Genomic DNA, 24,994 nt, shown 5'->3' on the forward strand with positions numbered 1-24,994 from the left:
CGGTTTTTATCCGTTGCCAGCTCATTCGTGCTCCCTTTAATTATCCTGGTTTTATCAAAAGCAAAGCCAGTGCCACTATTCTTTCTTTTTAATCGCGCCCATATAGGAGTGCTGCCAAGGACGATACGAAAAGAGAACACCCATATCCACGACGGAAACATTGTGTTCACTTTCAAAACGCGATTCCTCTTGCATCTCCAACATCAATTTTTCAAGCTTCGTTTTGTACTTCGCCATAGTCTGCGGGCTTAGTTTTAAGAATGAAAAACGAATGTAGTCTTCTGGACGGAAATCATAATTAAGATAGTGCGCTTTGGTGTTTTCAAAAAGAGCTTTCCCCACAAGCCCGTCTCGACGGAAACGCAAAAAGCCATGGCGCTTTAATTTCACTTTGTCGCGCGGATGAAGCTCGATGAGATTTAAACGGTCTAATTGAAAAAGATATTTTTTCGATTCAGAACTGGAGATCTGATATTCCCGCTCGATTTTTTGCGGCGTTTTTCCCTCTTGCAACATCATAAAGTAATGAAGCATACGAGAGTTTTCAGCCAGCGCTTTTTCCTGATCATCCGTGAGAGTGAAAACCTGAGACGTTTCCTCTAAATTGGCGGATTTAACGACCTCAGAAAAACTGATGTCAGCTACTCGGCAGATTTCTTCCAAGCGCTCCAGACTTAAGCTTTTGTTGGAGAGAATGCGCTTAACGCTAGACTCACTCAAATTCAATGCTTTCGCCAAGTCTCGATACAAGACGTTCTTGGCTTTTAGCGCACGTTTCAGCGAATTCAAGAATTGGTCAATTTGTGACATATCAACCCCCAAAACCACGGTATTACATGATGGTACTTAAATCAAGGGTATTGAATTATAAGACCAAGCCGCCGATCCTTAGCAAGAGAACGCAGGAGGTTCTATGAGCATTCTCAAGTTCATCGTGGATCGTTTAACAAGCAAAAGACCTTTCTTTTATGGCTGGGAGCAAAGAGCGTACGAACGACGCCAAGAGCAATATCCCACGTCGTTTCAAAACACTTGCAGGCTCAAGCAGGATTAAATACTCTCCTTGAGCATGCAAAGTTCGACCACTGACTCTTCAGTCCTCTTTAATCGTCCCCTTTGGTTTTACATTAAAAACAATCCCCGAGCCTTCAGCTTGGGGATTGTTTTTTTAATCATCACGAATGCGCTGGATGGTGTGTATCCACTCATCATGAAAACAGCCATTGACCAGATCGAAGCGCAGGTGCCGCTGAATAATATCGGCAAAACTTGTTTGATCTTCTTTGCGGTGATGGCAGGACTTGCCGTCAGCCGTTACGGATGGCGCACGAACTTTGGGCGCTTTCACACTTTTGCAGCTGAACATATTCGTCAAAAACTTTTCCGACATGTGACTTCCCTGGGGCCAAACTTTTTCCACAAAAATCAAGTGGGAGAGTTGATGAGCCTTTTGACTAATGACGTTCAATCATTTCGCCAAGCGATCGGCCCTGGACTTTTGATTTTAGCTGATGGTGTGATTATCATCGCCGTGATTCTCCCGATTATGGCGACCATGAATTGGGCTTGGACTTGGAAGACGTTGGTCTTTCTTCCGATCGTTCCTTTCCTTATCTGGAAAGTGATGCGCCTTATTCATTCTAATTATAAAACTCAACAGGACCGCTTTTCCGAACTTACCGGCGTAGCTCAAGAAACTGTGGGCGGCATCCGTGTTATTAAAAGTTTTGCTCAAGAGGACAACCGCACAACATTGTTTAACGGTGTCAGTTCCGCTTTTGAAAAAGCTTGTAACAAAGTCGCACGCATTGATGCGTTCTTTGTTCCGGTGATGGAGTTTGGCGTTACTTCTGGCAGCGTGATTTTATTGTTCATCGCAAAGGATGACATTTATTCTGGCGCTGTGACCATTGGAACTTTCGTGGCGTTTCATCGCTACATCCAAAAAATGGTCTGGCCGATGACAGCCTTGGGGATGGGTTTTTCTTATTTCCAAAAAGGTTATGCTTCCTTTGATCGCATTAAGGATGTTCTTAAAACAGAAACAGACATTCCTGATAACGGCACTTACGAAATCGCTGAATTTAAAACTTTGGAATTTAAAAACGTTTCTTACAAACATAAAGGCAGTGACCATTATGTTTTGAAAAACGTTTCCTTTTCTTTAAATGCCGGCGAGAGCTTAGGAATCATGGGCCCTGTTGGCGCCGGGAAAACGACTTTGCTTCATCTGCTTTCTCGTATGTACCCGCTTGAAGAAGGACAGATTCTTATTAACGGAGTGTCGATCGAAAATATTTCTCAAGAGTCTTTACGGAAAACTTTGTTGCTTGTTCCTCAAGAGGCTTTTTTATTTAGTGAAAGCATTTCGGAGAACGTCAGCTTCGGTCTTAAAGAACGCGCCTCTGAAGAAGAAATATTACGCATGACGGAGATTGTGGATCTCAGTAAAGAAATTGATTCTTTACCGCACAAGTACGATTCACAGTTGGGCGAAAGAGGTGTCAACCTTTCCGGCGGACAAAAACAACGTCTGACTATTGCTCGCGGTTTGATCATGAAAACTCCCGTCTTGGTTTTGGATGACTCTTTAAGTGCTGTGGATACGCGCACCGAAAAAGCCATTGAAGAAGAATTGGCGAAGAGCAATTCCACAACCAGCCGAATTATTGTGGCTCATCGCCTGTCTTCATTAAAGGCCGTGAATCATTTGTTGATTTTGAAAGACGGCCAAGTCGAAGCCCATGGCACTTACGAAGAAGTTTTAAATGTGAGCCCGACATTCCAAAAAACCGTGCAAATCCAAGAGAAAGGAGATCACCATGAGTGAAAATTTCATGCATGAAGACCTGGTGAAAACCAAGATCACCTACCCGGTTCTTTTTAAACGCCTGTGGCCTTATGCTCGCCGCGAAAAGTTATTACTTTTTTCTGCGATCTTTGCTGTCGCTGGTGGCGCTATTGTGGCGCGTTTGATTCCTGCTTTGATTGGATATGCGATTGATCACGGCGTGAAGGAAAAAGACTATAGCGTTTTCACGAAAGTCGCTTACGCTTATTTGATTTTAGAAATCTTCCGTTCTTGCTTTTCTTTTGCGAACGTTTTTCTATTCCAACTTTTCGGGAATAGAATGCTTTTTCATTTGCGCGAAGATTTAATGGCTCATGTGCAAAGACTGCCTTTGCAGTTTTTCAATAAAACGCCGACAGGTCGAATCGTGACTCGTTTGACGAACGACGTGATGTCTTTAGGCGAGCTTTTCACTGATGGCGTGATTTCGGTCTTCACGCATTTTGTGATTATCATGTCTGTTGTCGTGGCTTTGGCTTTGATTTCTTGGAAACTGACTCTTGTGAGCTTGGTTTTAGCGCCATTTTTTATTGGTGCTTCGTTTTATTTAAGCAATCGCATCCGCGATATCTTAAGAGAACAGAAAAAGAAATTATCGTTGATCAATGCATTTTTGGCCGAAAACTTGAACGGCATCAAGGTCGTTCAGCTTTACAACCGCGTTTTCCGCAACCGTGAAAAGTTTGGCGTTCTTTCCGTTGATTACCGCGATACAAATATGCGCTCCATCCGTGCCTATGCGCTGATGCAGCCGATTATGAATCTTTTTAATGCGACGACAATCACAGCGGCTTTATACTTTGGCGGACTGTTGAGTGCGCAGAACTCCATTGCGATTGGTGCTTTGGTGGCATTCTTGATGAACATTCAAGACTTCATCCCGCCTCTTCGTGAAATTTTGGAGAAATATCAGCAATTCCAAAACTCCTTAACGAGTGCCGAGCGTATTTTCACTTTGATGGATGAACCGCAAGAGTATGAACTGGAAAATCTGCAAACACCTGAGGTTGTTAAGGGTGACATTGAAATTCGCAATTTGAATTTCCAGTACGAAAGCAATTTGCCTTTTGTGCTAAAAAATATTTCTCTGCAAATCAAGGCCGGAGAATCCATCGCATTAGTAGGAAGAACTGGCAGTGGAAAATCGACGTTCATTTCATTGCTGCAAAGATTTTACGATGCGCCAGAGAAAAGTATTTTTATCGACGGCTTGGCTTTAGAAAGAATTCCTCGCACAGAGATCCGTCACCATGTCGGCGTCGTTCAGCAGGATAATTTTATCTTCCGTGGAACGATTCGCGATAATATCGGACTAGGTGATTCACGTATCACTGAAGAACAGATTCTGAAGGCTTGTGAAAAAACAGGCTATATGAGCCTTCTAAAGCGCACAGGTCGGGATCTTTTAAGTACAGTGGAAGAACGCGGTTCCAACTTGTCTGTCGGCGAAAGACAGCTGATCGCATTTGCGCGCATCTTAGCTTTCAATCCGGATATTTTGATTCTGGATGAAGCGACAGCAAATATCGACTCTGAAAGTGAGCACATCATTCAAGAGGCGACGAAGGAAATCACCAAGGGTCGCACAAGCATTATCATTGCTCACCGTCTTTCGACGATTCAGCAATGTGACCGCATTGTCGTTTTAGATCACGGAGAAGTTGCGGAAGTGGGCTCTCACGAAGAACTTATGAAAGCCCAAGGCCTTTATTATCAGTTTGCGTCTTTAGGTTTGAAGTCCACTTTGATGGATGCATCTGCTGCCGGAACTGCGGAGCCGTAGAAGCGAATGGCATTGATGGACTCGATATAATCCCATCCGTTCACGTTGCTACGAGGAACGGATTGGCCGTTGATCGTAACCGTGATGGATTCAATCACAGGCTTTTTAGAAAGTTTAAAGTCTGTGAGGATTTGATAGATGCGAGCGCGGATGTTTGTTACGGCTGATCCCAAACTAGATGTACAAATTGACTCTTGAACACCGCCAGAGACGTTAACTAAATCAATGAATCTCCAGCCTACCTCTGAATAGTCATTAAATGTAGTACAGTTTGTACTTGTAGGTGTTACCCCGATAAAGTTAAAGACCCAAGATCTTGAGCCATCGACCCAGGGGCGTTTGAGACCATCAAGCAAACCCGTGTAATATGGAGAGGGATTAGAAACTACACTCTTATCTTCTTCATTTGATAGCGCGATCACAACTAACAAAGCATCGTTACGAAAAAATCCCTTACCTTCATTAGCAAGATAGCCTGAAGACAAGGCATTTTCCATCGACTCAAGACCACGCTCGTTGTTACTGCCCGCTTCACCCACAATCATGCGGTTCTTAAGTGAATTCACAAGATCAGGAGTTGAAGATGTCACATACTTCGGGCTTCCAATAAAGCGACCGCCGTCAGGATTTGGACCTCCCATACTCGTCGTCACCACCGCCATATGATAATCCATTTTGAGGGAATTCAAACGCGCAACCAGATCAGGAACCTGGTTGCTGAGATTTTGCTGATGTTTCAACATGGAAGAGGAGTTATCAACAATCCAAAGAATATCCACTTTGTTATTATAGGTCACACTTTGATCAAAGTTGTCGGACGTTTCTGGAAGATCAAACTGCACACCCGAAGAACAAGCCATGAGAGCTGTTGACATCATGGCCGCCAACAAAGCTGAAAATTCCTTTTTCATAAATCCTCTTTCAACACGTTCATAGAAAACAAAATCTTATGCCGCTTTAGTCGTGAAGTTTTTAATCGACTCACGCGCCGATTGACTCAGAGTCGTGAATTTCACGCCGTATTTTACGGGCTCTGCTGTTGTTGCATTGGAAGCATCTTTCACGAATTGCTTACTCACGATCTGGCAAACCGCATTGAATGGAGGAACGCCGTCTCCGGGTTGGAAATGTAAGAACAAAGACTGGCCTGGCTGTAAATTTGGAGTATCAATCAAGACACCAGCTCCCCCGGCACTGATTTCCAAAGCTTGACCCCGGAATACAGTTTTATTGTTATGCACAATCAAAGAAGCACCGTAAGAAGCGCGTGCATGACGACGACGGAAGAAAATTTCTGCCACGTCGACATCTTTGGAATCTTTCATTCCGCGGATTTTATCTGAAGAGAACTCTTCTACTTCAGCCACACGTTTCCATGCAGGAAGTTTTGCGTGCCAGATGTAATCGTATTCAAACAAAGTTTTTTCCTGCAGCATTTGGATCAACTCCAACTGGCAGAAAGGTCCGTAGTTATTTCCCTCTTTGAGAATAAACCACTCTTTGTCCTTAAGAGCGTTTGCAAACCCCGCTTTTGGAAGAGGTGTCGCACTTGGACGAACCGACGGCTTCTGAGCTAGTTTCTGCGCAAACTCAGGGTGTTCAAGTAGCATCATCCATTCACCTACGTTTTCATCGTAAACGTAATCAGTCCATTGATGTTCCTGGGCCTCGATCTTTTTTAAGACTGTCTCATGCGTGTACGGTCCGATATGAGTCCCATTGTTAGAAAGATAATACTGTTTTGCCATTGTTCCGTTACTCCTTGGACCACCTATCGGCGCAAACAAGACTCGACTTAACTGTAGGAAATTAGACAATTTGTAAGAAAAATGATTCAAATTTTTTGTCGAACTTTTAGTCGTTTTTCATTCTGTAATTAAACTAAATAAAGTTAAAGGGATCCTCATGAAAGCCGATCAGATTACTGGGCGTTAAGAATTCCATTCTCAAACCGATAGAAGTTTATGGTTTTTATACAGAAGAAAGAAATGAAACTTAGAAAAAACATCCTCATTGTTGATAATAACTGTGAACTGGAGCAATCGGTGAAAGAGCCTTTGCTTAAGCAGCTTGAGAACTCCGGCGTGTCTCCTATCGTGGTGCGCGCAAAAGACGGAGCGGAAGCTGCGATTAAGTCGGAAAATCAAAAATTTGATATGGTTATCATCGACACCGAAGTCCCTCGTTTGATGGATGGCGGTTTTGTTTACGGCATTCATACTTATAAGAATACTCAGGACGCTGAAGTCATCGTGATCTCGCAAAAAGATCCCTCTGATCTTCCTGAATCTTTGCGCAGTTCTAAATTCTTTAAAAAGCCAGTCACTCCCGAAGAATTGATCAATGCCATGATCACGGTGCTAAATGTGCAACATCATGGACAAGCTAAAGACGCAAACACAGCAGCGGCGGCTACGAAATATGCCGTCGATGTGCGCGTGATCAATGCTGTGATCAAAGCGACAACCAATGTGCTTGAACAATTTGGTGTGACATCTGTGAAAATGGAAAAAGCCGGCCCAAAATCTCCGCAAGAGTGTTTAATGGGCGAAGTGTCTTCTGTGATTGATATTAAAAGTCAGTCCTTCCAGGGTTACTTGAGCATTTCTTTTGATAAGGGAAGTTTTTTGGAAGTTGTTTCCACGATGTTGATGGAAGAACAAACAGAACTTACTAAAGACAATCAAGATGCTGTGGGCGAAATCAATAATATTATTTTTGGTAACGCCAAATCTGAAATCACAAGCTACGGCGTTCAGATGACAGTTCCTCGCGTGCTTTTAGGATCAGATCAAGTCGTGCCTTGCGCGACGGGCTCCGCCGGAATGATGATTCCTTTTTCTACAAGCAAAGGGAAATTTTATTTGACGGTGGTTGCGCTGCCGATTGCGAAAGCGACGTAGATAAAACCGTCTATTCACTGCGAAAGATATTTTAATCCGGCTTCTTGGCGATATTTCATTTTATTATGTTGAGCACAAAAAAGCTGAGCATTCTCGATAGTGCTTTGACCGTTAGCCCACCGACTTTGCTTATGATCTATTTGTAAAAACCATCGGCCACCACATTGTTTTCCAGTGCTTGGATCTTTATACCGACAGCATTTATCTTTATTAATAACTGTTTTTCTAGTTCTCGCAGAAAATGGTTTTACTTCCACGGTGGCAGTGGCTTTCTCCTGAAAATGTGGTCGCACAGATGTTTTCTGTTTAATTACCCGATCGGTCACGTATTCTAGGTAATCCACGATATCATTCGAAGAAATGGCATGGGAAAGAAGAGCCTGGGCTTGCTGAATTTTGTCTGCAAGTTCTTTTGAAATAGTCAAAGACAAACATCTCGCGCGGCTTTTTGTATAAGTGATACCTGATGAAGTTTCACTTCACCCGACTGGATCTTTTCTCCCAATGTCGGAACTTCGCTTAGCAATCTCGCAGCATCAATTCTACGTTGCGCACTCCCCGCGGAATAGCCAACACCCTCGACTAAGTATAAAAACAAATTGGCAAAACCGTATTCCAGATACAGTCTGCGTTGGTCTATTTCCTTAATAGTCAGAAGAATTTCATGAAGTAATTCGCGTTCTTTCGCGACCAATGATTTAATTCTTTGATCAAGCTCGAATTTATTTAAACTTTTAAGATTCATTTTGTCCTCCATCTGAAAACCATCGCGACGCCTTCCAACAAGATTCACTGCCGCCGTGGCAGTACAATACCACAGCTTTTTCATCACGATTTTGATGGTTTTTAGAGGAGAAATGGCAATCTCAAGAGTTTAATTAAAAGCGTCCATTTGCTTCAAATTTGACCCCTAAGAAGACATTTTCAATAAATTAAGAAGCTTCTCGTAAAGAAAAATATGTATCAACAAAGGAGGGATAAAAATCTAACAAATTACCCACAAGGAAATTTTTATTACAAATAATTTCAACGCAAGGCTGAATCAACATTGTCCCGAAGAACGATCACTTCACAAATATTTTTACTGACGATGCCAATCTTAAAACTTATCATTTTTCAAAAGGAGTTTTCATGATCACCGGAGTTCAAGATATTTACTACAGCGTGACTCAACCGAAACGTGCCATTCAGTTTTATACTGAAGGCTTAGGCATGAAACTCATTGACGAAAGCGAGTATTGGATCGCTCTTGATTGTCATGGCGTGAAGATTGGCCTTCACCCTGAAGATGGTCCGATTCCTCAAATTCCTAGAGACAGTCACGGTGCGCACGCTGGAGCCACACTTACTTTAAGATCTGACAATGTTCCTGAAGATCGAAAAAAGCTTGAGAAACTGGGCGCAAAAATTCTTGATGAAGCGGACCAGCCTTGGGGACATATGCTTGTTTTTGAAGATCCCGATGGAAATGTTTTAAAGCTAATGAATCCAAAGTATTAAATCAAGGCTCTACGACACTGTGGAGCTATTGTCTTTGAGTATTTACAATATGACTAAGAAACCCAAAAGAATTTATCTTACTTCTCTTCAACAACCTGACTTACTGGGTAATATTGCCCACCTGCCGTTTGATCCTCTGAAAAATAAGGAAGTTGAGAAGCTTCGATCTTATACTAAGATTGAAAAGATTTTTTCAAAGCACGAAACCGATTTTGTTCAGGCACTTAAAATTGCGAAATTCACTTCAGAGGCTTGGGGGCATGATGGGTTTAATTCTAATCCTAAAAAGCAAGATGCTCTGACCATTCTGAAATTGGCCGACAAGGGAGCGTCTTTTGCGTGCGTGCAGTTTGCATCCGTATTTGTACAGCTTTGCCAGAGCGTAGGAATTCCAGCGCGTGTTCTGAATGTCAGAACGAAACATCCTGATTTGGGTTCCTCCGGGCACGGACATGTGACAGCGGAGTATTTCGACAATCAACTTTGTAAATGGGTATGGATCGATCCTCAAATTCATGCATATGCTCTAAACAGAAACACTCCCCTCAGTTATAACGAACTTGCGGAACTCATTGTTACTGGCAAAAATCCGACCATTAAATTTACTGAGCGCACGCTGACTTATATCAAGAACAACAAAGCTCATCTAAAGTTACTAAAGAACTTTGTGAGAAGATATATTTGGTCGACGCGAATCGGTGGCTTGAAATCATTTTATTCAAAACAGTCGCATCTAAAAAATATCGGCTGCAAAAGAAACGGCGTACAACCAGCAATCACTTTTCAAGGATTTGCAGATAAATCTCCAACTTATTTTCAACGCGAGATCTTTGATGCGCCTTTGAATGCTTGTCATATTCAGTTTGAAACGAAAGCACCCCGAAAATTGGTGAACTGGAAAGATCTGCAAGACTATAAAGATCGCGCTTATTTGAATTTTGCAAAACCGGAAGTCACGATGATTTTGAAGAACAGCATGCCGTGGTTTGAATCCTATATCGTGATTATCAATGGAAATAAAAAGATTTTAAAGACCTATGAGATCACCATCAAACTTCGTGATGGCTTGAATACTATTCAAGTACAAGCAATGAATGGCTACAAACGCTGTGGCCCCATGACCACTGCTGAAATTCGCTATGACAATCGTTATAAGAACGTGAAGAGTTATTGGTAAATTAAATTAAACCAATAACTCACATAACTTTTTAACGTAGCTGGCTTTATTCCATATCCAAAGCTTTTTTCCACTCTGGTGTCGGTTCGATTAATTTTCTTGCTACCATGTCAAACAAGCCAAAGGTGAAAAGAGCTTCGCTCGCGACTGTGCCGTCTTCTTTTACCATTTGTTGAAGCATTTGGCCGATCTTGCCCTTGTAATTCACAAGCTTTGTTGTGATTGTGATGTTTTCGCGAAGGCGGATTTCTTTTAAGAATTTCAGATTCACTTCTAAAATCACGGGACCCTTTTTCAATTTGTGAATTTCGCTAAAGCCATAACCTCGCGGTGTGATTAATTCCCAACGGGCTTCCTCGTACAATTCCAAATATGTGGCGTTGTTGATATGCCCATAAGAATCCACATGATGTTCACGAACAGTGACTTTGTATCTAGCTTCTGACATAACGAACCTCTATTTTAAAGCTTCACGGATATGAGCTGAGGCAAGATCCAAAGCCCACACGACAACGGCAATCACTGCGATGATGCAACCTACTTCACGCCACATCGCCTGTCCTTGATACTGCACCAGCATCGTTCCGATACCGCCGCCACCGACAAGACCGATGATCGTCGCCATTCGCACATTGATATCCCAGCGATACACCGTAAATGAAATATAAGGCAAAAGCACCTGAGGAACAATCGCATACCAAATTGTTTGGAGTTTATTAGCGCCTGTTGACTCAATGGCTTCGATGGGACCTTCTTCAACAGCTTCAACCATTTCAGAATATTGCTTCGCCAATGAAGCTACAGAGTGAACCATGAGGGCTAACATTCCCGCGAAAGGACCGATTCCCACCCACACGGAAAAGATGATGGCCCAAATCAAAGCTTCAATGGAGCGTGTGATATTTAGCATTGTTCGCAGCACGAAGTACACGCTTTGAGCCCAGGGACCTTTCATGATGTTTTTTGCACAAAGAAAACTTAAAACAAAGGCCACTGGAATCGCTAAGCTTGTTGCCAAGAACGCCATAAAAATCGTCTCGACGATATTTAAAACTGCACGAGGCAACACAGCCCAGTTCGGATCAAGCAAGCCTTTAAATAACCGCACCGCTCCGGCAAACCCGTTCTCGTCAAAAATTTCGATAAACGAAAACTCTGTTTTAAGAAGGGCAACAATAAATGCAACCGCAAGACTCACAAGAAGCTGCCAACCCCAAAAACGACGATACCATGCTTTGTCAGCTAAAGTAGGAGCCGCCGTTTTAAAGAGAACATCCCCTAACGTCGTGACTTTATTCTTACGAAGAAGAACACTGATTCCGCAGCCCACCGCAAAGAAGGCGACAGAAATTAAACTGACGAGTTGTAAATTCAAAAGCTGCTCTTCCGAAGACACAAAAAGTGCCACCGCAAGAACTGCCAGTAAAAAGGCAAAGAGAATTCCGTCAAAGATCGTTCTTCGAAAAATCATGGGCACCTTCGCCGTAAATTCGTTGAAACCATTCTTCGGTGATCTCTTCAGGTTTTCCGGTAAAGACCAGCTCCCCGTCTTTTAATGCCACCACGCGAGTTGCGTACTGTCTCACTAAAGAAAGAAAGTGCAGATTCACGATCACCGTGATCCCCAACTCTTGATTGATTTTTCGAAGATAATCCATCACCACGTGACAAGTCGCCGGATCCAAGGACGAAACCGGCTCATCCGCCAAAAGTAAAATCGGATTTTGTGTCAAAGCTCTGGCGATGGCCACGCGTTGCTTTTGTCCGCCAGAAAGCTGATCGGCGCGCACCAAAGCCTTATCGCCAATACCCACAAGTTTAAGATTTTTAAGTGCTTCCTGCTTTTCTGCCTCAGAAAAAATTCCCAGCAAACTTTGCCACGTGGATTTTTCAGAAAGACGTCCCATTAACACGTTTTTTAAAACACTTTGTCGCGGAATCAAATTGAAATGCTGAAAAATCATTCCCATCTTTTTTCTTAAAGAGCGAATGTCCTGAGCTTTTTGCAAGGAACCGATATCTCGTCCCTCAAAAAGAATTTGTCCCGAGGTCGGCTCTTGCAGTCGATTCAAACAGCGAAGCAGCGTTGACTTACCTGAACCACTTAAACCAATGACAACAAGAAATTCTCCTTGCTGTACATCCAGAGTGACATTTTTTAAAGCCGTCACTCCGCCGGGATAAGTTTTTACTAAATTGCGCACGCTTAAAAGCGGAGTGCCCACTTTACTTCCCTTCTGGCGCCAACGTTCTTAACATCTCGCGAACGGTGTCATAATCACTGTCAGAGGCTTTCTTAAAATTCGTCGCTCCCAACATCAGGTCAATAGCTTTTTTACCTTCGTCTGTCGCGGCAAACTGCAAAAGAGTGTCGACGATTTTTTCTTTCATTTCTTCCGGCATATCTTTGCGGAAAGCAATCGGATCATTAGGGATGGGTTCTGACAATTCGATGATTTTTACTTTTTGTTCTACATCAGGGTATTGCGTTTTTACTAAACGGCGCGCATCTTCGATCTGACCATTCTGCGGAGGACTGTAGTAAGTCGCACCTGCATCGACCTGCCGTTGATAAATCATCGTCACCACAGAGTCGTGCTTCATTGCAAACACAATGTCCTTAGGTTCAATCTTAAGATCTTTCAAAGTTTTTAAAGGTAAGAGATAACCCGACGTGGATGCCGGATCGACAAAGGCAATTTTCTTTCCCGCAAGATCCCTTAGCGTTTTGATTTTACTATCCGCTCGCGCCAGGAATTGAGATTGATAAGTGGCAGAGCCATAGCGAATGACGGTTAAACGAGCTTCGGCACCGTATTGTTTGTGCGCAAGGTAGTATCCGTAAGTGTTAATGGCAGCCACGTCGGCCCTTTTTGTACCGAACGCTTCAACGACAGCGACAAACGATTGAGGAATTGTGATTTCGTATTTGTACGGCGTGTTTTTTTCTAAATATTCTTTAAGAACTTTAGCATTGTCCGTGAGAACCTTTGCATCAACAGCAGGGACAAGATGAAATTTAATGGGATTTTTCTCAGTCCCAAGAGCATCTTTTTTAAACTGACAACCTGTCACTGCAAACAGGCCGATCAGGACCATCGTTGAGAGAAGTCGTTTCATGTTGTGGCCTCCCAACTCATTATAGAAAATCACTGGAGACGGGCAAGAAAAGTCTTTGATTTCACTGGACTTGTATGGCTAGATGGCGCTGAGTGCAGGATGGTTATGTTAAGTCAGATTCTTGTTAATATTCAGGACCTCACAAAACAAGGTAAAAAGAGCCTTGTGGTCTTTGATTTGGACTCCACTCTTTTTGATGTCAGTCCTCGCGTAGAACGAATTCTTCTCGACTTCGCCGCCGCCCCCATCAACCAAAAACGCTTTCCTGAACAGGTCGCTCTTTTTAATAAAATCAAAACTATGCGCACGGATTGGGGCATTCAAAATGCTTTGCAAAGAGCTGGACTTGATGGCCATCATCCTGAGTTTCAAGAAGCTGTTCGCGAGTATTGGCAAAAACATTTCTTCTCAAACCATTATCTTCAATTCGACAACCCCTACGAGGGCGCGATTGAGTTTGTTCAAGCCGTAGATCGAGCGAAGGCTGAGATCGTGTATCTCACGGGTCGCGACGTGGAAAGAATGGGAACTGGGTCCGTCGAGATTTTACATCAATGGGGATTTCCTCTTCATGAGCGTGCAAAACTGGTTTTAAAACCGCATCGAAGTATGGATGATGCCCAATTCAAAACCGATTATTTTGTCGAAGCCGAAAAGAAAGACTACGCCAAAATTTATTTCTTTGAAAATGAACCGGTGAATTTACACCATCTTATGCAGTTCTGCCCTCACGTTGAAATGATTTTCTTTGAAAGCACTCATGCAGGAAAAGCAGAACCACCCGAGGACCTTCCTCGTATTATGAACTTTCTGCTTTCGCAAAAGGAATCCTAATGCTTTATCTGGTTGCGACCCCTATCGGCGACACAACGGAAATCACATTGCGTGCGTTAGAAATTTTAAAATCTTGTGATGTTGTGATCTGCGAAAGCACCAAGGAAGCTTCAAAACTTTTGCGCGCTCATGGGATCACAGGAAAGACTTACGAAGTTTTAGATGAACATTCCACACCTGACGACAAAGCGGCTTTGGTTCCTTTGTGTGCGGAAAAGAATGTGGCTTTAGTGACGGACTGTGGAACTCCGGGGTTTTGTGATCCAGGAGCTGATCTTGTTAGACTCTGCCGCCAAAAGAACGTTCCTGTAAAATCAGCTTTGGGCGCTTCTGCCTTGATGGGACTTCTTTCCTTAAGCGGCCAGCGTTTAGATGAGTTTGTCTTCCGCGGATTTTTACCTGCAGAAACAGAATCCCGCGCCAAGGCTTTAAAAGAACTTACCAAAGAAAAACGCGCTATTATCGTGATGGATACTCCCTATCGTTTGAAGAAGACTCTCAACGATATGAAAGAGCATTTCTCACACAGAAAATTTTTATTAACTTTAAATCTGTCTCAAGAAGATGAAGCCGTTCTTGAAGGGTCTATCGATAAACTTATTTCCGGACTTCGTTTCGATAAAGCGGAGTTCATGCTTCTTATTTATCCCGCATAATGTCGAATTTGATCTCGCTTCCCATTGATGACTTCACTCCTGCGATTGAGGAACAACTCAAAAAGGGAACGAATCTTGTTATCACGGCAGCACCGGGTGCGGGTAAAACAACAAGACTTCCCCCCGCCCTTCTAAAAGTAACGGCTAAAAAAGTCATCGTGCTTGAACCGCGCAGAATGGCGGCTATCGCCGCCGCCCATCGCATCGCTGAAGAACAAGGTTGGCAAGTCGGTCGCGAAGTCGGTTACCAAGTTCGTTTTGCAAATAAAACTTCACCAGAGACCCGTCTGATTTTTATGACGGAAGCCTTATTAGCAAGACAGATGATTCAAGACCCTGAACTTTCCGACGTGGATCTTGTGATTCTGGATGAGTTTCATGAAAGATCCATGCACGTTGATTTGGCGCTGGGACTTTTACGGGAACTGCAGGAGCTTGGCCGGGATATTAAAATTCTTGTGATGTCAGCCACACTCGAAGCGGAAAAGATCGCCGACTATCTTGGACACTGTCCCGTCGTGAGCGTACCCGGAAAGTTATTCGAATTGGATGTGCGATATCAAAAAGGTTCCCAGCTTCTCCAAACGCTGCCGTCTTTTTACGAAACCCTTTTGCAAACGATAAAAGAAGCTCAAGCACAAACAGACAAAGATATTTTGATCTTTCTTCCCGGCGTTGGTGAAATTGATCGCGCGCAAAATACGTTGCAAGGATGGGCCGACAGTAGAAATATCGAGATCGTGCCATTGCATGGCTCTTTAAATCTGGAAGATCAAAGAAAAGCCCTGCAAAAATCCGCACGACAAAGAATTATTCTTTCGACCAATATCGCTGAATCCTCGGTAACCTTAGATGGTGTGAACACGGTTATCGATTCGGGTCTTGCAAAAAATATGAAGCAAGATCACCGCACAGGATTTTCTCGCCTGGAACTAGGCCGTATCAGTTTATCAAGCGCGATTCAAAGAGCGGGCCGAGCCGCACGTCAGTTTCCGGGTGTTTGCTATCGCCTGTGGAATAAAATGGATGAGCTGTCATTCAATAAAAGCGACATCGCTGAAATTCAAAGAATTGATCTTACCGAAAGTTTGCTGTTCTTAAGCGCTCAAGGTGTCACAGACTTTGAAGCCTTTAGCTGGTTTGAAAAACCTCCGGCAGTGGCTTTGCAAAATGCTGTTCGCTTCTTAAGAATTGCGGGAGCAATTAGCAACGAAAATAAAATCACCGATCTTGGCAAAAAGATTCTCCACTTCCCTCTCCCCGTACGCCTGGCAAAGCTTATGCTTGTGGGAATGGAAATGGGAACCACCGAGCTTGCCTCAGAGATGGCAGCTCTTCTGCAAGAACGAGATATTCTCAAGCGCGAAGCCGTGGCCAATTTTATTGGCGATCAGTTTGAAAATGATCTAGCGGCACGCCTTGAAGTGCTCCATCACTTCCGTCGCGATAAAAAAGCGCCAAGAGAAGCCTCTTTTTACTCTCTGCAAACCGTAGATCAGTCTGCAAGACAAATCGCCGACCTTGCGAAAAAACTAGGACCGCAAACGGCACCTTCCAACGAAGATTCTTTGACCCTTACAAAAAAGATCCTACTTAAAGCCTATGCCGACCGTCTGTGCCGTCGTCGCGGAAAATCGGAACGCGCTTTGATGGTGGGCGGTCGCGGTGTGAAACTGCAAACCGAAAGCCTGGTGAAAACGTCGGAATTCTTTGTTGCACTTAACGGCGTCGAAGGAAGTTCCGACGCAGAAACAATCGTGAGTTTGGCTTGCGGTTTTGATAAAGATTTTATTTTGCAAAACTTTAAAGAGAAAATCGAAAAAACTCGCGACGTCACATTCATTGAGGAAAAAGGACAGTTTTTCACACGCGAATATCGCTCTTTGCATGGACTTCCTTTGGATGAACCCACACTGACTCCAGCTTCGAGCGAAGAAATTGCTGAAAAACTTCCACAGATTTTGAGCGATAAATTTGATCTTGTCTTAAAGGCCAATGAAAAACTTGCTCATTGGTGGACTCGTTTTGAATTTTTAGAACGCCAAGAGCCGCAGAACTTAGATCTTGAAGCTTTGAAACTAGAGGCTCTTACGCAAGCGTCATTAGGCGAAAAGAAAATGCAAACGGTGATGGAAAAAGATTTGGTCTTTTTCTTTGAAAACGTTTTTCCAAGTGATGTTGTTAAAACACTAAAAAAAGAAATTCCCGAGAAAATCGAAGTTCCCAGCGGCAGTAAAATCCCCGTCATCTACCCTTCTGATAAAAATCCCTACCTGGAAGTTCGCATCCAGGAAGTTTTCGGCATGATGGAAACTCCCAAAGTTTATTTTGGAAAAATCCCCGTGACTCTGCATCTTTTGGGACCGAATTTCCGTCCGGTGCAAGTGACCTCAAGCTTAGAAAGTTTTTGGAAGAACGGTTATCCTGAGATTCGCAAAGAATTGCGAATCAAGTATCCGAAGCATCAGTGGCCCGAAGATCCAGCAGATGGAGTTCCCGAAGCCAAAGGCCGCCGTAGAAATTAGTCTTAATTGCCGTTAAAAATACGGCGAGTGATATTTAAATATTCAACGTGAGACATTTGCCCAATAGCATCTGAAAGAATCAAAGCATTGAAATAACGTGCGGGTTCTGAAGTTCCCGTCCACGCTTTGGACTCCGCCAAGTCACGGTAAATAATTTCATGTAAAATCGCGGCGGCTTGCTGTTCGGGTTGCATCCACTGCCAATAATCCAAAGCCACCATGTAGCGACGGTCTTGAGGGAATTTAGGCGTTCGTTGAATGATGAGCTGATGTAATGAGCATTGCGGCGGAATAAAACCGATTCCTGTGTCAGGAATATCAAACAACTCCACCTCAGGTAAGAAGCGTGTGTCGTTTTTAAATTCCGCTAACCACTGAAAATATCTTTGTGCGCGCACGGGATCTTGCGTTTCGATACGCTGGACCAGTTCCTTGGCAATTTTCAGACTGAAATCCAAAGACATTTCATCACCATAATTCGGAGCACCCGTATCAGGCCATTCAGGTTCTTCCAGATCCGGAAAGATCAACTTAAATTGGTAACGCACTTCCGCTTCATAAGCGTCATACATAAGATTGCCAAGAGGCGATTGTGGACACACGATCACGTCCCCACCGTTACCACGCTCTGCCCAGTCATTAGGGTCAGCGCAAACAAAAGCACCCCAGAGCACCAAACCTACTGCCATGACTGAGCTTAAAAAACGCACTACGTCCTCACCTTGGTAACCGGAACCAATTGAATGTTTAAATTATAAACTTCCGTAGACCTACCTTCGGTAAGAAGCCTTGTCATCTTTCTTCTGAAGTCGCGGATGATTTTTTTCGCCTCCGGGATTTTTTCAGGGTCGGAAGGGATCGTAATAGATGTAATATCGCGGATAGCCGGATCATCTTGCATTAAAGACGCAATGGCCTGCTCTAAAATCTGCCTGTGCGATTCCCGCAGAATCTGTGAAGGCACGTCGTGCGTCGTAGTAACGCGGTGATGGGTTCTTTCCCACAATCCTTTTTCAAGTTTAATTAAATTCAGTCTATGCAAACGCTCCAAAGCCTTGCGAATTCGCGATTCAGAGATTCCCAAACGCTCTGCCATCCACGGCTCGTGAGATCTAAAATCATGAGTTCCCATGAGCATCATGACCGCGTAATTTTCCCAATCCGCGATCAAAGCAAATTCGTCTTCACTCAGTTGGTGAGCGTCCCCTTTTTCGTCGACCAAAAGTTTTTGTTTTTCAATCAGATTGAGAAACTGTTTTGATTCGTCTTCGGACATTTTGAGGGCATTGACGATTCGACTTCGCAGTTCTTTACCCGGTAAACGCCTGCCCGAAAGAAGATCAGAAAGACGTCCCGGGGAAAGTCCTAAGTCCCTGGCAAAAGCGCGCATAGAATATTTGGGATTACGCAAACGGCGCGTCTCGAGAACGTCTTGAAGAAAAATAGAAAGTGACGAATGATTTTCGACCATATCTATTTTTATTTTTATTAGATCCGCGTTCCAATGTTTCAGACTCGTTTGGGAACACTTTTCCGGCTTTCTTTAAGCGACTCAATGAACTTTCAGTTCTGAATTTTCACAAGCGCAGGAGGCTTGCTGTTCTTCTCGACTTTCAAGGTAAGAAAGAAACGCGGCACTCCGAAAAGCCAGATCGTACAAAGTATCCACGTCGATCACGAACTTTTCGTCGCCGAGTTTTAAAGTCACCCAATCCGTCGTCACTTCTTCGAAAGCAATTTGCTCTGCTTCGATGAACTTAGAAGTTTTCATTAGCCCCTCATTGAGTAGTAACCGATAACAAGTCCCGGTTCGAAGGCAAACGGCACGGCTTCTAAATTCGGCTCATCCGTCAAACGACCTTCTTCTTTACCGCCGATTTCTTCTTTCATCATGAATGTCGGCAAAGGCAAACGTGGAGTTTGTTTGGCCTGCATGTAGACTTGGTTTTCGTAGGCTTCCGGTTTTAAAGTGATCTTGTCACCCACGCGAATGATTTGCGATGCGATGTTTACTTTCTTTCCGTTCACCAAAACTTTTCCATGCGACACCAATTGTTTTGCGGCGGAAATACTCGTAGCAAATCCCAAGCGAAACACAACATTGTCCAAACGTTTTTCCAAAAGGTTGACTAATGCTTCTACCCAGTTTGTTGCAGCGGATTTTTTTGCTTTCACAATCATGCGGCGAAACTGCTCTTCGCGAATTCCATAGTGGAAGCGAAGTTTTTGTTTTTCTTCCAATTGCAATGCGAATTCGGAATACTTACGGCGCTGTAAGCCGTGCTGACCCGGAGGATAAGGGCGTCTTTCCAACGCACCCGCTTTTCCCATACCGGGAAGTTCCGTGAGAAGTCGTCTTTGTCTTTTAAATCGCGCTGTCTTGCCTTTTCTTTTCATAATCTGATCCTTCAAATGTCGTTAGACGATTTAAAAGCCTCTTGAAAGAAAGAACAGAGTTTCCTGATTTTTTAGATGAAATGAAAGTATGAAGAAAACCGAATGAAAGGAAAATGAGAGTGAAAACAAGTTGAAAGTAACAGAGAGCTTTGTTAGAACCCGCCCCAACAAAGGAAATGACGATGAAAACATTTGTTGCACTTGCCACTGTTCTTTTCGGTTTCAAAGCGATGGCGGCTTCTGAAGTTCTTCTTAACTGCAAAAATATCGATCAAGACGATATCACTTCCGCGATTGTTCGCACTTACGAAGACCCTGCAAAAAAATTCTCTTTAGAGTTGGTTTTGACTTCTCCAAAAGGGGAAGTTCAATCTCTTGAAATTGATTCTGAAGATTACAATGAAGGTTGGATTGCTCTGCCTGCTGATGATATGGCGGAACGCTATTTGACTCGCCAACAAGAAGGCTGGGAAATCTTTGGAACTATCGGACAAGTGAACTTCACAGCCGACGCTCAATGTGAAGAGGCGCCTCTTTATTAAAAAGGGCGCTGTAACATCAGACTTATCTTTGCCTTGCATAGAGAAAGCTATAGAGAAAGCTGATGTTACAGTGACCTAGCCGTTTACCAGCTCGGTAGACGGCGACGGCGGTTGCGTTTACGAACAGGAGCAGTTGTTCCTGTGCTCTCTTGATGTGTGTTCGTTGTTGGAGCCGTCGGGATTGTTTCTGTCTGCTTCATAGCCGAACTCCTTTCGTGCTAGATTAAGAACTCCAGCTATTCTCTCAGAGAAGCAGGGCAGCAAGCGACGATTTTAATATTAGTATTGAGTTATGAAAACGGGTTGAGAATCAAAATCGGCCTTTAAATAGGAACTTCACGACCCACAAGGGTCCGACGAGCAGATACTGTAAGTCTTTGAAAAATGAAGGCTTTTTCCCTTCAACCTTGTGCCCATAAAACTGCCCGATCCAGGCCAGAACAAATATAACGATGAGCGGAACTAGTGGATCTGCCACTTGGCGGAGTGCATAAAAAAGGACATAACATATCGCCAATTGTGCCAACATCACGACGAAAGGCTTGGGTCCCAAAGTAAAATACCACCCTAAAGCGATGGCAATCAGGATTTCACCGACACGCAAAGGTCCCAAACTGTACGGAATTAAAATCAAAAGACCGACGATGGAAAAGAAAATCAGAGGCACGCAAATCTTATGAATCCACTGATTTGTGGGATGCTGATGGCTTTCACCATATTCTGCAAACCATTGCTCCAGTGTTTTCATTTTTACCTCGCGTGTTTTTATTTTTGCACGGCTAGCGGTCCCACCATCGTTGCACCTGGTGGGACGTCTCTGACGACAACGGCATTGGCACCAATCATCGCACCGTCACCGACTGTGATCGGACCTAGAACTTTCGCACCCGTTCCAATCAAAACTTTATTGCCTACAGTGGGATGACGTTTCACCGGATCAAATTTGAGTCCGCCCAAAGTCACACCGTGAAAGATAATACAATCATCACCGATGACCGCAGTTTCACCAATCACCACACCCATGCCGTGATCAATTACGAGACGTTTTCCCACAGTGGCGCCTGGATGAAGTTCAATGCCCGTGAGCAAACGAGAGATTTCTGCCACCAATCGCGCGAGGAAATACCAATGATTTTTATAAAGAGCATGCGCGATTCTATGACAGAACAAAGCCTTCGGTCCTGGATACAAAACAGCGATCTCGATTAAAGATTTCGCCGCCGGGTCATAGTTTTTATAAGTGCGCAGAAGTTCCAGGATACGATCAATCATTGAGTTTCTCATTTAGGTCTTCAAGCAGGAAGTACCTATCAAAAAGTTCATTGTAGCGAGACCACTTTTCACCCGAACCACGCTCGGCATCGACAATTGTTTTTAGGGTGCTCACTTTGCTGTCGAAATCATCCACCATGGCAACAACCATGGCTTCCAGGAATTTAGGTCTCTTCGGAGAACCATATTCCAACTTTCCATGATGACTTAGGATAATATGCTTACAAATGTCACGCAGTTCTTCGTTAAATCCCAAAATGCGAGACGCCTTTTTATCTATCAATTCACACGCGATCTGCATATGTCCGATCAAACGGCCACGATCGGTGTAAGAGATGCCATTGTCGTAGGAAAGCTCCCACAGTTTTCCGATATCGTGAAAAATTCCGCCAAAGAGCAACAGATCGCGATTCAAAAACGGATAATGTGTACCCATGAAATCCATGATTTTGGAAATCGACAAGATATGCTCTAATAATCCACCAAGCCACGCATGGTGAATGGATTTTGCCGCCGGAGCTTTGAGCATCATCGGACGAATTTCAGGATCTTCCAAAGTGTCGAGAACAAGCTGGCGCAAATGATCGTTTTTCATTGTGCGCACCATTTGTAGCAATTCGACCATCATGTCTTCGGTATTCTTAGAAGCTTTAGGAATAAAATCTTCAAAATTCACTGTCGCAGAATCCACACGCTCCAGACGATGCACGATCAATTGTTTGCGGTTCTGGAAAATTTGCACTTGGCCTTTGATTTTTAAAACGTCGCCAACTTCAAATTCTCGGGCAAGTTCATCCACGCGATCCCACAGACGCGCATCAATGCTTCCTGAAGAATCTCCAAGCTGCAGGCCCATGAAGGGACGGCCATTTTTGCCAACCCCCACTGTTTTTTCTTTCACGAGGTAACAAGAATCAACAGTGTCTTTGTCTTTAAGACTGTGAATACTTTGTCTTTCCATTAGGGCACCTCACAAAAAAGCGGCGTGTACTGAGAGTTTTTAAACGTCACTTGCGCAACGTGAATGTCACTGCCTTGTTGAGCTGAAAATAAAAACGTCCCACCCAAAACACTTAAATAGCGTTCTTGAGTCGTGTTGACTTTCAAACCTTCGCCTTTCATTTCTTTCATGAAACGATCAGTGATATCGAAAAACTGATTGCAACCCGCACCGAAGATTTTTTGCTCAATTCTTCTTTTGCGAGTGCCGCTGACAAACAAAACTTTTTTCGCAGTGGCTTTTTCAAAGGCCGGAAATTCAAAACCGACGTAGAAGGATCCTCTTTGTCCTGTGATAAAGCGAGAAAGATCAATCGTGCCACCGCCTTTTGGCAGAAGAATCTTAACGGCTTCACCTTCAACAATGCCGGGATTTTTTTGGACCAGAAAGACTGTGACTTCAGAGAATAATAAATTCTTCGTTGAAGAGTGTTCTCCTCCGGCTGGAGCACCATGCTCCCCACCTGCGGAAGGAGCGGCCTCTTCGTGCCCACCTGCGGATTTAAATTCAAGAGCGTCCCAAGCCTTCGCTGGGATTTTGATATCTTCTGCTAAGTCTTCAAATTTGATTTCTTGGTATTCTTCGACGTGATATCCAGGACTTCCCGTACAGCCACCTAAGACCAAGAGCAAAAGGCTTATAGGCAACAAGTTCATCACTCGTACTCCAGTTGATCCCTCAACTCTAATAACGGTAAGAAGTTAGGTTCCGATTGCAGACCTGCGCGGACATAGTCGTACGCTTTCGTGCGATCGTTGTTACGCATTACCACCCAAGCCAAACCATAAAGAGCAACGGCATTCTTTGGATCTTGATTGTAAACTTGCGTGTAAGCATTTTGTGCACAAGTGATATCTTGAGTATTAATACAGATATCGCCTAACAAAAGATTCTTTACCGACAGCGTTTGCAACTCCGGCATTTTTAATATCGTTGTCGCCTCGGGAAGACGGCCGATTTTCGCCAGGTAACTGGCTTGAGTTGCGAGCACATAAGGATCTTTCGGTGCTTCAGCCAAAGCCTCTTGCAAAAGTTTGGCGGCATCAGAGTCACGATTGACTTCCATTAAACACACGGCACGCAAAGCTTTTAGTTCCGGATGCGGATTTTGTTTTTGATAAACTTCCGCGCAATATTTCTCTAGATAATCCCACTGAGTGAAACGCCACTCCACATGCAAAGGATGCGTGTAGTTGCGCGCTTGTCCCGGCATTTGATTAAGAAATTGAACGACCGATTGATTTACGCCATCGACATCGCCCAAAATACTTTGCGCATAAACCACAAACAACAAGAGTTCTTGGCGCAAATAACCTGTTTTTTGAACGTTGGCTTTAATATCGCGAATCAGAGATTGAAGAGCATTGGAGTCTGAATTCGCTTTTGCATACTCAACAGTTGAAAGAGCGCGACCAAAAAGAGCCAAAACAGATTGCGGATTCTTGCGATAAATCGCATCGAAATCACGCATGGCCTCGCCATAATTTCCTTTTTTCTGCTGAATGATCGCAAGATTCAACAACGCTGAAACGTTGAAGGGCTCATGACCAATAGCTTTTTGCAAAGTATCTTCGGCTTGTTTTAGATCCCCGTCCATCATGTAAGAAACGGCGATGCCCAGATAAGCATCTACGATCTCCGCACGACTGCGACCTTCCTGGACAAGGGCCCGCTCCAAAATTCTTCGTCCCATCAAACTTTGACGGTCTTCAGAAATAAGTACAGACGCCATTTGCACCTGAGATTCCGCGTCGGGTTCTTTAAGTTTTGTGGCCTTGAGATAAGCCTGCAAAGACTTTTCGTAAAGCCCCAAAGTTTTATAGCGAATCGCCTGATTCATGAGTTCGTCATAACCCATGCTTTTCTTTTTATCTTTTTGCGAAAGTCCAAAGATCACAACACCGGCTACCGCAATGGCCGCCACAATCATGCTCCAACGAAGAACGTTAGATTTCTGACGAAGCTTTCCTTGAAGACGCGTATCTCCTGTTGCCCCGTAACTTTTTGCAGCCGCTGGTGCCGCGACCGAACGAGTGCTTAGAGGCTCCACCATTGGTGTCACGTCTTTCATCGTATCACGTTGCACTGGTGGCGGAGTCAGATCCAAATTCGGAGGCACTGGTGTCGGCGTTAAATCATCCGTCATATGAATGACGTCAGTGCGAGTGATCGCCGTGTGTTGGGCAATCGACTGAGTCATGGTTTGTTCAGAGTGAGAATCTTGCTCTTCACGGATGTTTTTTACGATATCCATGAAAAGTTTGTTTTCGCGGATATAACTCCAACGCCCTTCCGGCAGACGAACTTCATCAATGATGGAGATTTGTTTTGTGCGAAGATGTTCCGTGACTTCAGCTAACGTAAACGGACCGAGAATCCTTGTTGAGGATTTAACCAACCAATTTTTCTCGGTGCTGCCTACATCCGCTGTCAT

At 43.8% G+C, this 24,994-nt stretch carries 28 protein-coding genes; 10 read left to right on the top strand and 18 right to left on the bottom strand.

All coding sequences use genetic code 11. The features are described from left to right. Positions 1 to 75: 75 nt before the first annotated feature. Positions 76 to 810, bottom strand: coding sequence for a helix-turn-helix domain-containing protein (locus AAAA78_RS14320; RefSeq protein ID WP_295902885.1), 735 nt, complete (start codon positions 808 to 810; stop codon positions 76 to 78). A 103-nt stretch (positions 811 to 913) separates the two neighbouring features. On the opposite strand from AAAA78_RS14320, the gene AAAA78_RS14325 reads away from it, so the two are divergent. The 3 genes from AAAA78_RS14325 to AAAA78_RS14335 are packed head-to-tail and all read left to right on the top strand — an operon-like array spanning position 914 to position 4,634. Then, positions 914 to 1,054, top strand: coding sequence for a hypothetical protein (locus AAAA78_RS14325; protein ID WP_340592712.1), 141 nt, complete (start codon positions 914 to 916; stop codon positions 1,052 to 1,054). 15 nt (positions 1,055 to 1,069) lie between these two features. Continuing rightward, positions 1,070 to 2,830, top strand: coding sequence for an ABC transporter ATP-binding protein (locus AAAA78_RS14330; RefSeq protein WP_340592713.1), 1,761 nt, complete (start codon positions 1,070 to 1,072; stop codon positions 2,828 to 2,830). Then, positions 2,823 to 4,634 carry an ABC transporter ATP-binding protein gene (locus tag AAAA78_RS14335; protein WP_340592714.1) on the top strand — a complete coding sequence of 604 codons (1,812 nt, stop codon included), beginning with the start codon at positions 2,823 to 2,825 and terminating at the stop codon, positions 4,632 to 4,634. Before AAAA78_RS14330 ends, AAAA78_RS14335 begins: the two co-directional genes overlap by 8 nt. On the opposite strand, the gene AAAA78_RS14340 is transcribed toward AAAA78_RS14335, so the two are convergent. After that, complete coding sequence (locus AAAA78_RS14340; protein WP_340592715.1) at positions 4,565 to 5,545, bottom strand: hypothetical protein; 981 nt, start codon at positions 5,543 to 5,545, stop codon at positions 4,565 to 4,567. The genes AAAA78_RS14335 and AAAA78_RS14340 overlap by 70 nt on opposite strands. Before the next feature lie 36 nt (positions 5,546 to 5,581). Next, a complete protein-coding gene (locus AAAA78_RS14345; RefSeq protein WP_340592716.1) occupies positions 5,582 to 6,382 on the bottom strand; it encodes a GYF domain-containing protein in 801 nt (266 codons plus the stop codon). A 240-nt stretch (positions 6,383 to 6,622) separates the two neighbouring features. Between AAAA78_RS14345 and AAAA78_RS14350 the strand changes: the two genes are divergently transcribed. Beyond that, complete coding sequence (locus tag AAAA78_RS14350; protein WP_340592717.1) at positions 6,623 to 7,537, top strand: chemotaxis protein CheX; 915 nt, start codon at positions 6,623 to 6,625, stop codon at positions 7,535 to 7,537. Between the two features lie 14 nt (positions 7,538 to 7,551). Here the strand turns inward: AAAA78_RS14350 and AAAA78_RS14355 are convergent, their stop codons facing one another. Together AAAA78_RS14355 and AAAA78_RS14360 are read right to left on the bottom strand one after the other, a co-directional pair. After that, a complete protein-coding gene (locus tag AAAA78_RS14355) occupies positions 7,552 to 7,962 on the bottom strand; it encodes a hypothetical protein (RefSeq protein WP_340592718.1) in 411 nt (136 codons plus the stop codon). Further along, entirely contained in the window at positions 7,959 to 8,366 is a 408-nt protein-coding gene (locus AAAA78_RS14360) for a hypothetical protein (RefSeq protein ID WP_340592719.1), read from the bottom strand. Before AAAA78_RS14360 ends, AAAA78_RS14355 begins: the two co-directional genes overlap by 4 nt. 302 nt (positions 8,367 to 8,668) lie before the next feature. Here AAAA78_RS14360 and AAAA78_RS14365 point away from each other — a divergent pair, with 302 nt between their 5' ends. Beyond that, positions 8,669 to 9,037, top strand: a complete 369-nt coding sequence (locus AAAA78_RS14365) for a VOC family protein (RefSeq protein WP_340592720.1) — start codon at positions 8,669 to 8,671, stop codon at positions 9,035 to 9,037. Positions 9,038 to 9,086: 49 nt separating this feature from the next. Next, positions 9,087 to 10,214: a transglutaminase-like domain-containing protein gene (locus AAAA78_RS14370; RefSeq protein ID WP_340592722.1), complete on the top strand. Its 1,128-nt coding sequence runs from the start codon at positions 9,087 to 9,089 to the stop codon at positions 10,212 to 10,214. A gap of 46 nt (positions 10,215 to 10,260) precedes the next feature. Here the strand turns inward: AAAA78_RS14370 and AAAA78_RS14375 are convergent, their stop codons facing one another. The 4 genes from AAAA78_RS14375 to AAAA78_RS14390 are packed head-to-tail and all read right to left on the bottom strand — an operon-like array spanning position 10,261 to position 13,334. Continuing rightward, positions 10,261 to 10,662, bottom strand: a complete 402-nt coding sequence (locus AAAA78_RS14375) for an acyl-CoA thioesterase (RefSeq protein ID WP_340592723.1) — start codon at positions 10,660 to 10,662, stop codon at positions 10,261 to 10,263. Between the two features lie 9 nt (positions 10,663 to 10,671). Next, positions 10,672 to 11,685: a phosphonate ABC transporter, permease protein PhnE gene (gene phnE, locus AAAA78_RS14380; protein WP_340592724.1), complete on the bottom strand. Its 1,014-nt coding sequence runs from the start codon at positions 11,683 to 11,685 to the stop codon at positions 10,672 to 10,674. Continuing rightward, complete coding sequence (gene phnC, locus AAAA78_RS14385) at positions 11,660 to 12,439, bottom strand: phosphonate ABC transporter ATP-binding protein (RefSeq protein ID WP_340592725.1); 780 nt, start codon at positions 12,437 to 12,439, stop codon at positions 11,660 to 11,662. Before phnC ends, phnE begins: the two co-directional genes overlap by 26 nt. Position 12,440: 1 nt before the next feature. Then, positions 12,441 to 13,334, bottom strand: a complete 894-nt coding sequence (locus tag AAAA78_RS14390) for a phosphate/phosphite/phosphonate ABC transporter substrate-binding protein (protein WP_340592726.1) — start codon at positions 13,332 to 13,334, stop codon at positions 12,441 to 12,443. A gap of 105 nt (positions 13,335 to 13,439) precedes the next feature. Here AAAA78_RS14390 and AAAA78_RS14395 point away from each other — a divergent pair, with 105 nt between their 5' ends. The 3 genes from AAAA78_RS14395 to hrpB are packed head-to-tail and all read left to right on the top strand — an operon-like array spanning position 13,440 to position 17,349. Beyond that, positions 13,440 to 14,168 (top strand): HAD family hydrolase, encoded by a 729-nt coding sequence (locus AAAA78_RS14395; protein ID WP_340592728.1) that lies wholly within the window; start codon positions 13,440 to 13,442, stop codon positions 14,166 to 14,168. Beyond that, entirely contained in the window at positions 14,168 to 14,824 is a 657-nt protein-coding gene (locus AAAA78_RS14400; protein WP_340592729.1) for an SAM-dependent methyltransferase, read from the top strand. Before AAAA78_RS14395 ends, AAAA78_RS14400 begins: the two co-directional genes overlap by 1 nt. After that, complete coding sequence (gene hrpB, locus AAAA78_RS14405) at positions 14,824 to 17,349, top strand: ATP-dependent helicase HrpB (protein ID WP_340592731.1); 2,526 nt, start codon at positions 14,824 to 14,826, stop codon at positions 17,347 to 17,349. Before AAAA78_RS14400 ends, hrpB begins: the two co-directional genes overlap by 1 nt. 2 nt (positions 17,350 to 17,351) lie before the next feature. On the opposite strand, the gene AAAA78_RS14410 is transcribed toward hrpB, so the two are convergent. The 4 genes from AAAA78_RS14410 to rpsD all read right to left on the bottom strand — a co-directional run bounded on the left by AAAA78_RS14410 (position 17,352) and on the right by rpsD (position 19,746). Beyond that, positions 17,352 to 18,059, bottom strand: coding sequence for a hypothetical protein (locus tag AAAA78_RS14410; RefSeq protein WP_340592733.1), 708 nt, complete (start codon positions 18,057 to 18,059; stop codon positions 17,352 to 17,354). Continuing rightward, positions 18,059 to 18,820, bottom strand: coding sequence for a TIGR02147 family protein (locus AAAA78_RS14415; protein WP_340592735.1), 762 nt, complete (start codon positions 18,818 to 18,820; stop codon positions 18,059 to 18,061). The genes AAAA78_RS14410 and AAAA78_RS14415 overlap by 1 nt, the downstream gene beginning before the upstream one ends. An 81-nt stretch (positions 18,821 to 18,901) precedes the next feature. Then, positions 18,902 to 19,120 (bottom strand): hypothetical protein, encoded by a 219-nt coding sequence (locus tag AAAA78_RS14420; RefSeq protein ID WP_340592736.1) that lies wholly within the window; start codon positions 19,118 to 19,120, stop codon positions 18,902 to 18,904. Beyond that, positions 19,120 to 19,746, bottom strand: a complete 627-nt coding sequence (rpsD, locus tag AAAA78_RS14425; RefSeq protein ID WP_340592737.1) for a 30S ribosomal protein S4 — start codon at positions 19,744 to 19,746, stop codon at positions 19,120 to 19,122. Before rpsD ends, AAAA78_RS14420 begins: the two co-directional genes overlap by 1 nt. A 182-nt stretch (positions 19,747 to 19,928) precedes the next feature. Here rpsD and AAAA78_RS14430 point away from each other — a divergent pair, with 182 nt between their 5' ends. Beyond that, positions 19,929 to 20,288 carry a hypothetical protein gene (locus AAAA78_RS14430; RefSeq protein ID WP_340592738.1) on the top strand — a complete coding sequence of 120 codons (360 nt, stop codon included), beginning with the start codon at positions 19,929 to 19,931 and terminating at the stop codon, positions 20,286 to 20,288. A gap of 310 nt (positions 20,289 to 20,598) precedes the next feature. On the opposite strand, the gene AAAA78_RS14435 is transcribed toward AAAA78_RS14430, so the two are convergent. Genes AAAA78_RS14435 through AAAA78_RS14455 form a run of 5 tightly spaced genes read right to left on the bottom strand, consistent with a single transcriptional unit; the run spans position 20,599 to position 24,994 of the window. Next, positions 20,599 to 21,036: an Mpo1 family 2-hydroxy fatty acid dioxygenase gene (locus AAAA78_RS14435; RefSeq protein ID WP_340592740.1), complete on the bottom strand. Its 438-nt coding sequence runs from the start codon at positions 21,034 to 21,036 to the stop codon at positions 20,599 to 20,601. Positions 21,037 to 21,053: 17 nt separating this feature from the next. Continuing rightward, positions 21,054 to 21,560, bottom strand: a complete 507-nt coding sequence (gene epsC / locus AAAA78_RS14440; protein WP_340592741.1) for a serine O-acetyltransferase EpsC — start codon at positions 21,558 to 21,560, stop codon at positions 21,054 to 21,056. After that, positions 21,553 to 22,521 carry a 3'-5' exoribonuclease YhaM family protein gene (locus AAAA78_RS14445; RefSeq protein ID WP_340592742.1) on the bottom strand — a complete coding sequence of 323 codons (969 nt, stop codon included), beginning with the start codon at positions 22,519 to 22,521 and terminating at the stop codon, positions 21,553 to 21,555. Before AAAA78_RS14445 ends, epsC begins: the two co-directional genes overlap by 8 nt. After that, positions 22,521 to 23,216, bottom strand: a complete 696-nt coding sequence (locus AAAA78_RS14450; RefSeq protein ID WP_340593641.1) for a hypothetical protein — start codon at positions 23,214 to 23,216, stop codon at positions 22,521 to 22,523. The genes AAAA78_RS14445 and AAAA78_RS14450 overlap by 1 nt, the downstream gene beginning before the upstream one ends. After that, the gene (locus AAAA78_RS14455; protein WP_340592744.1) at positions 23,216 to 24,994 is read right to left on the bottom strand and encodes a tetratricopeptide repeat protein; all 1,779 of its coding nucleotides are present in this window, start codon (positions 24,992 to 24,994) and stop codon (positions 23,216 to 23,218) included. Before AAAA78_RS14455 ends, AAAA78_RS14450 begins: the two co-directional genes overlap by 1 nt.

The sequence above is a fragment of the Bdellovibrio sp. BCCA genome (assembly GCF_037996825.1).
Classification (GTDB): Bacteria; Bdellovibrionota; Bdellovibrionia; order Bdellovibrionales; family Bdellovibrionaceae; genus Bdellovibrio.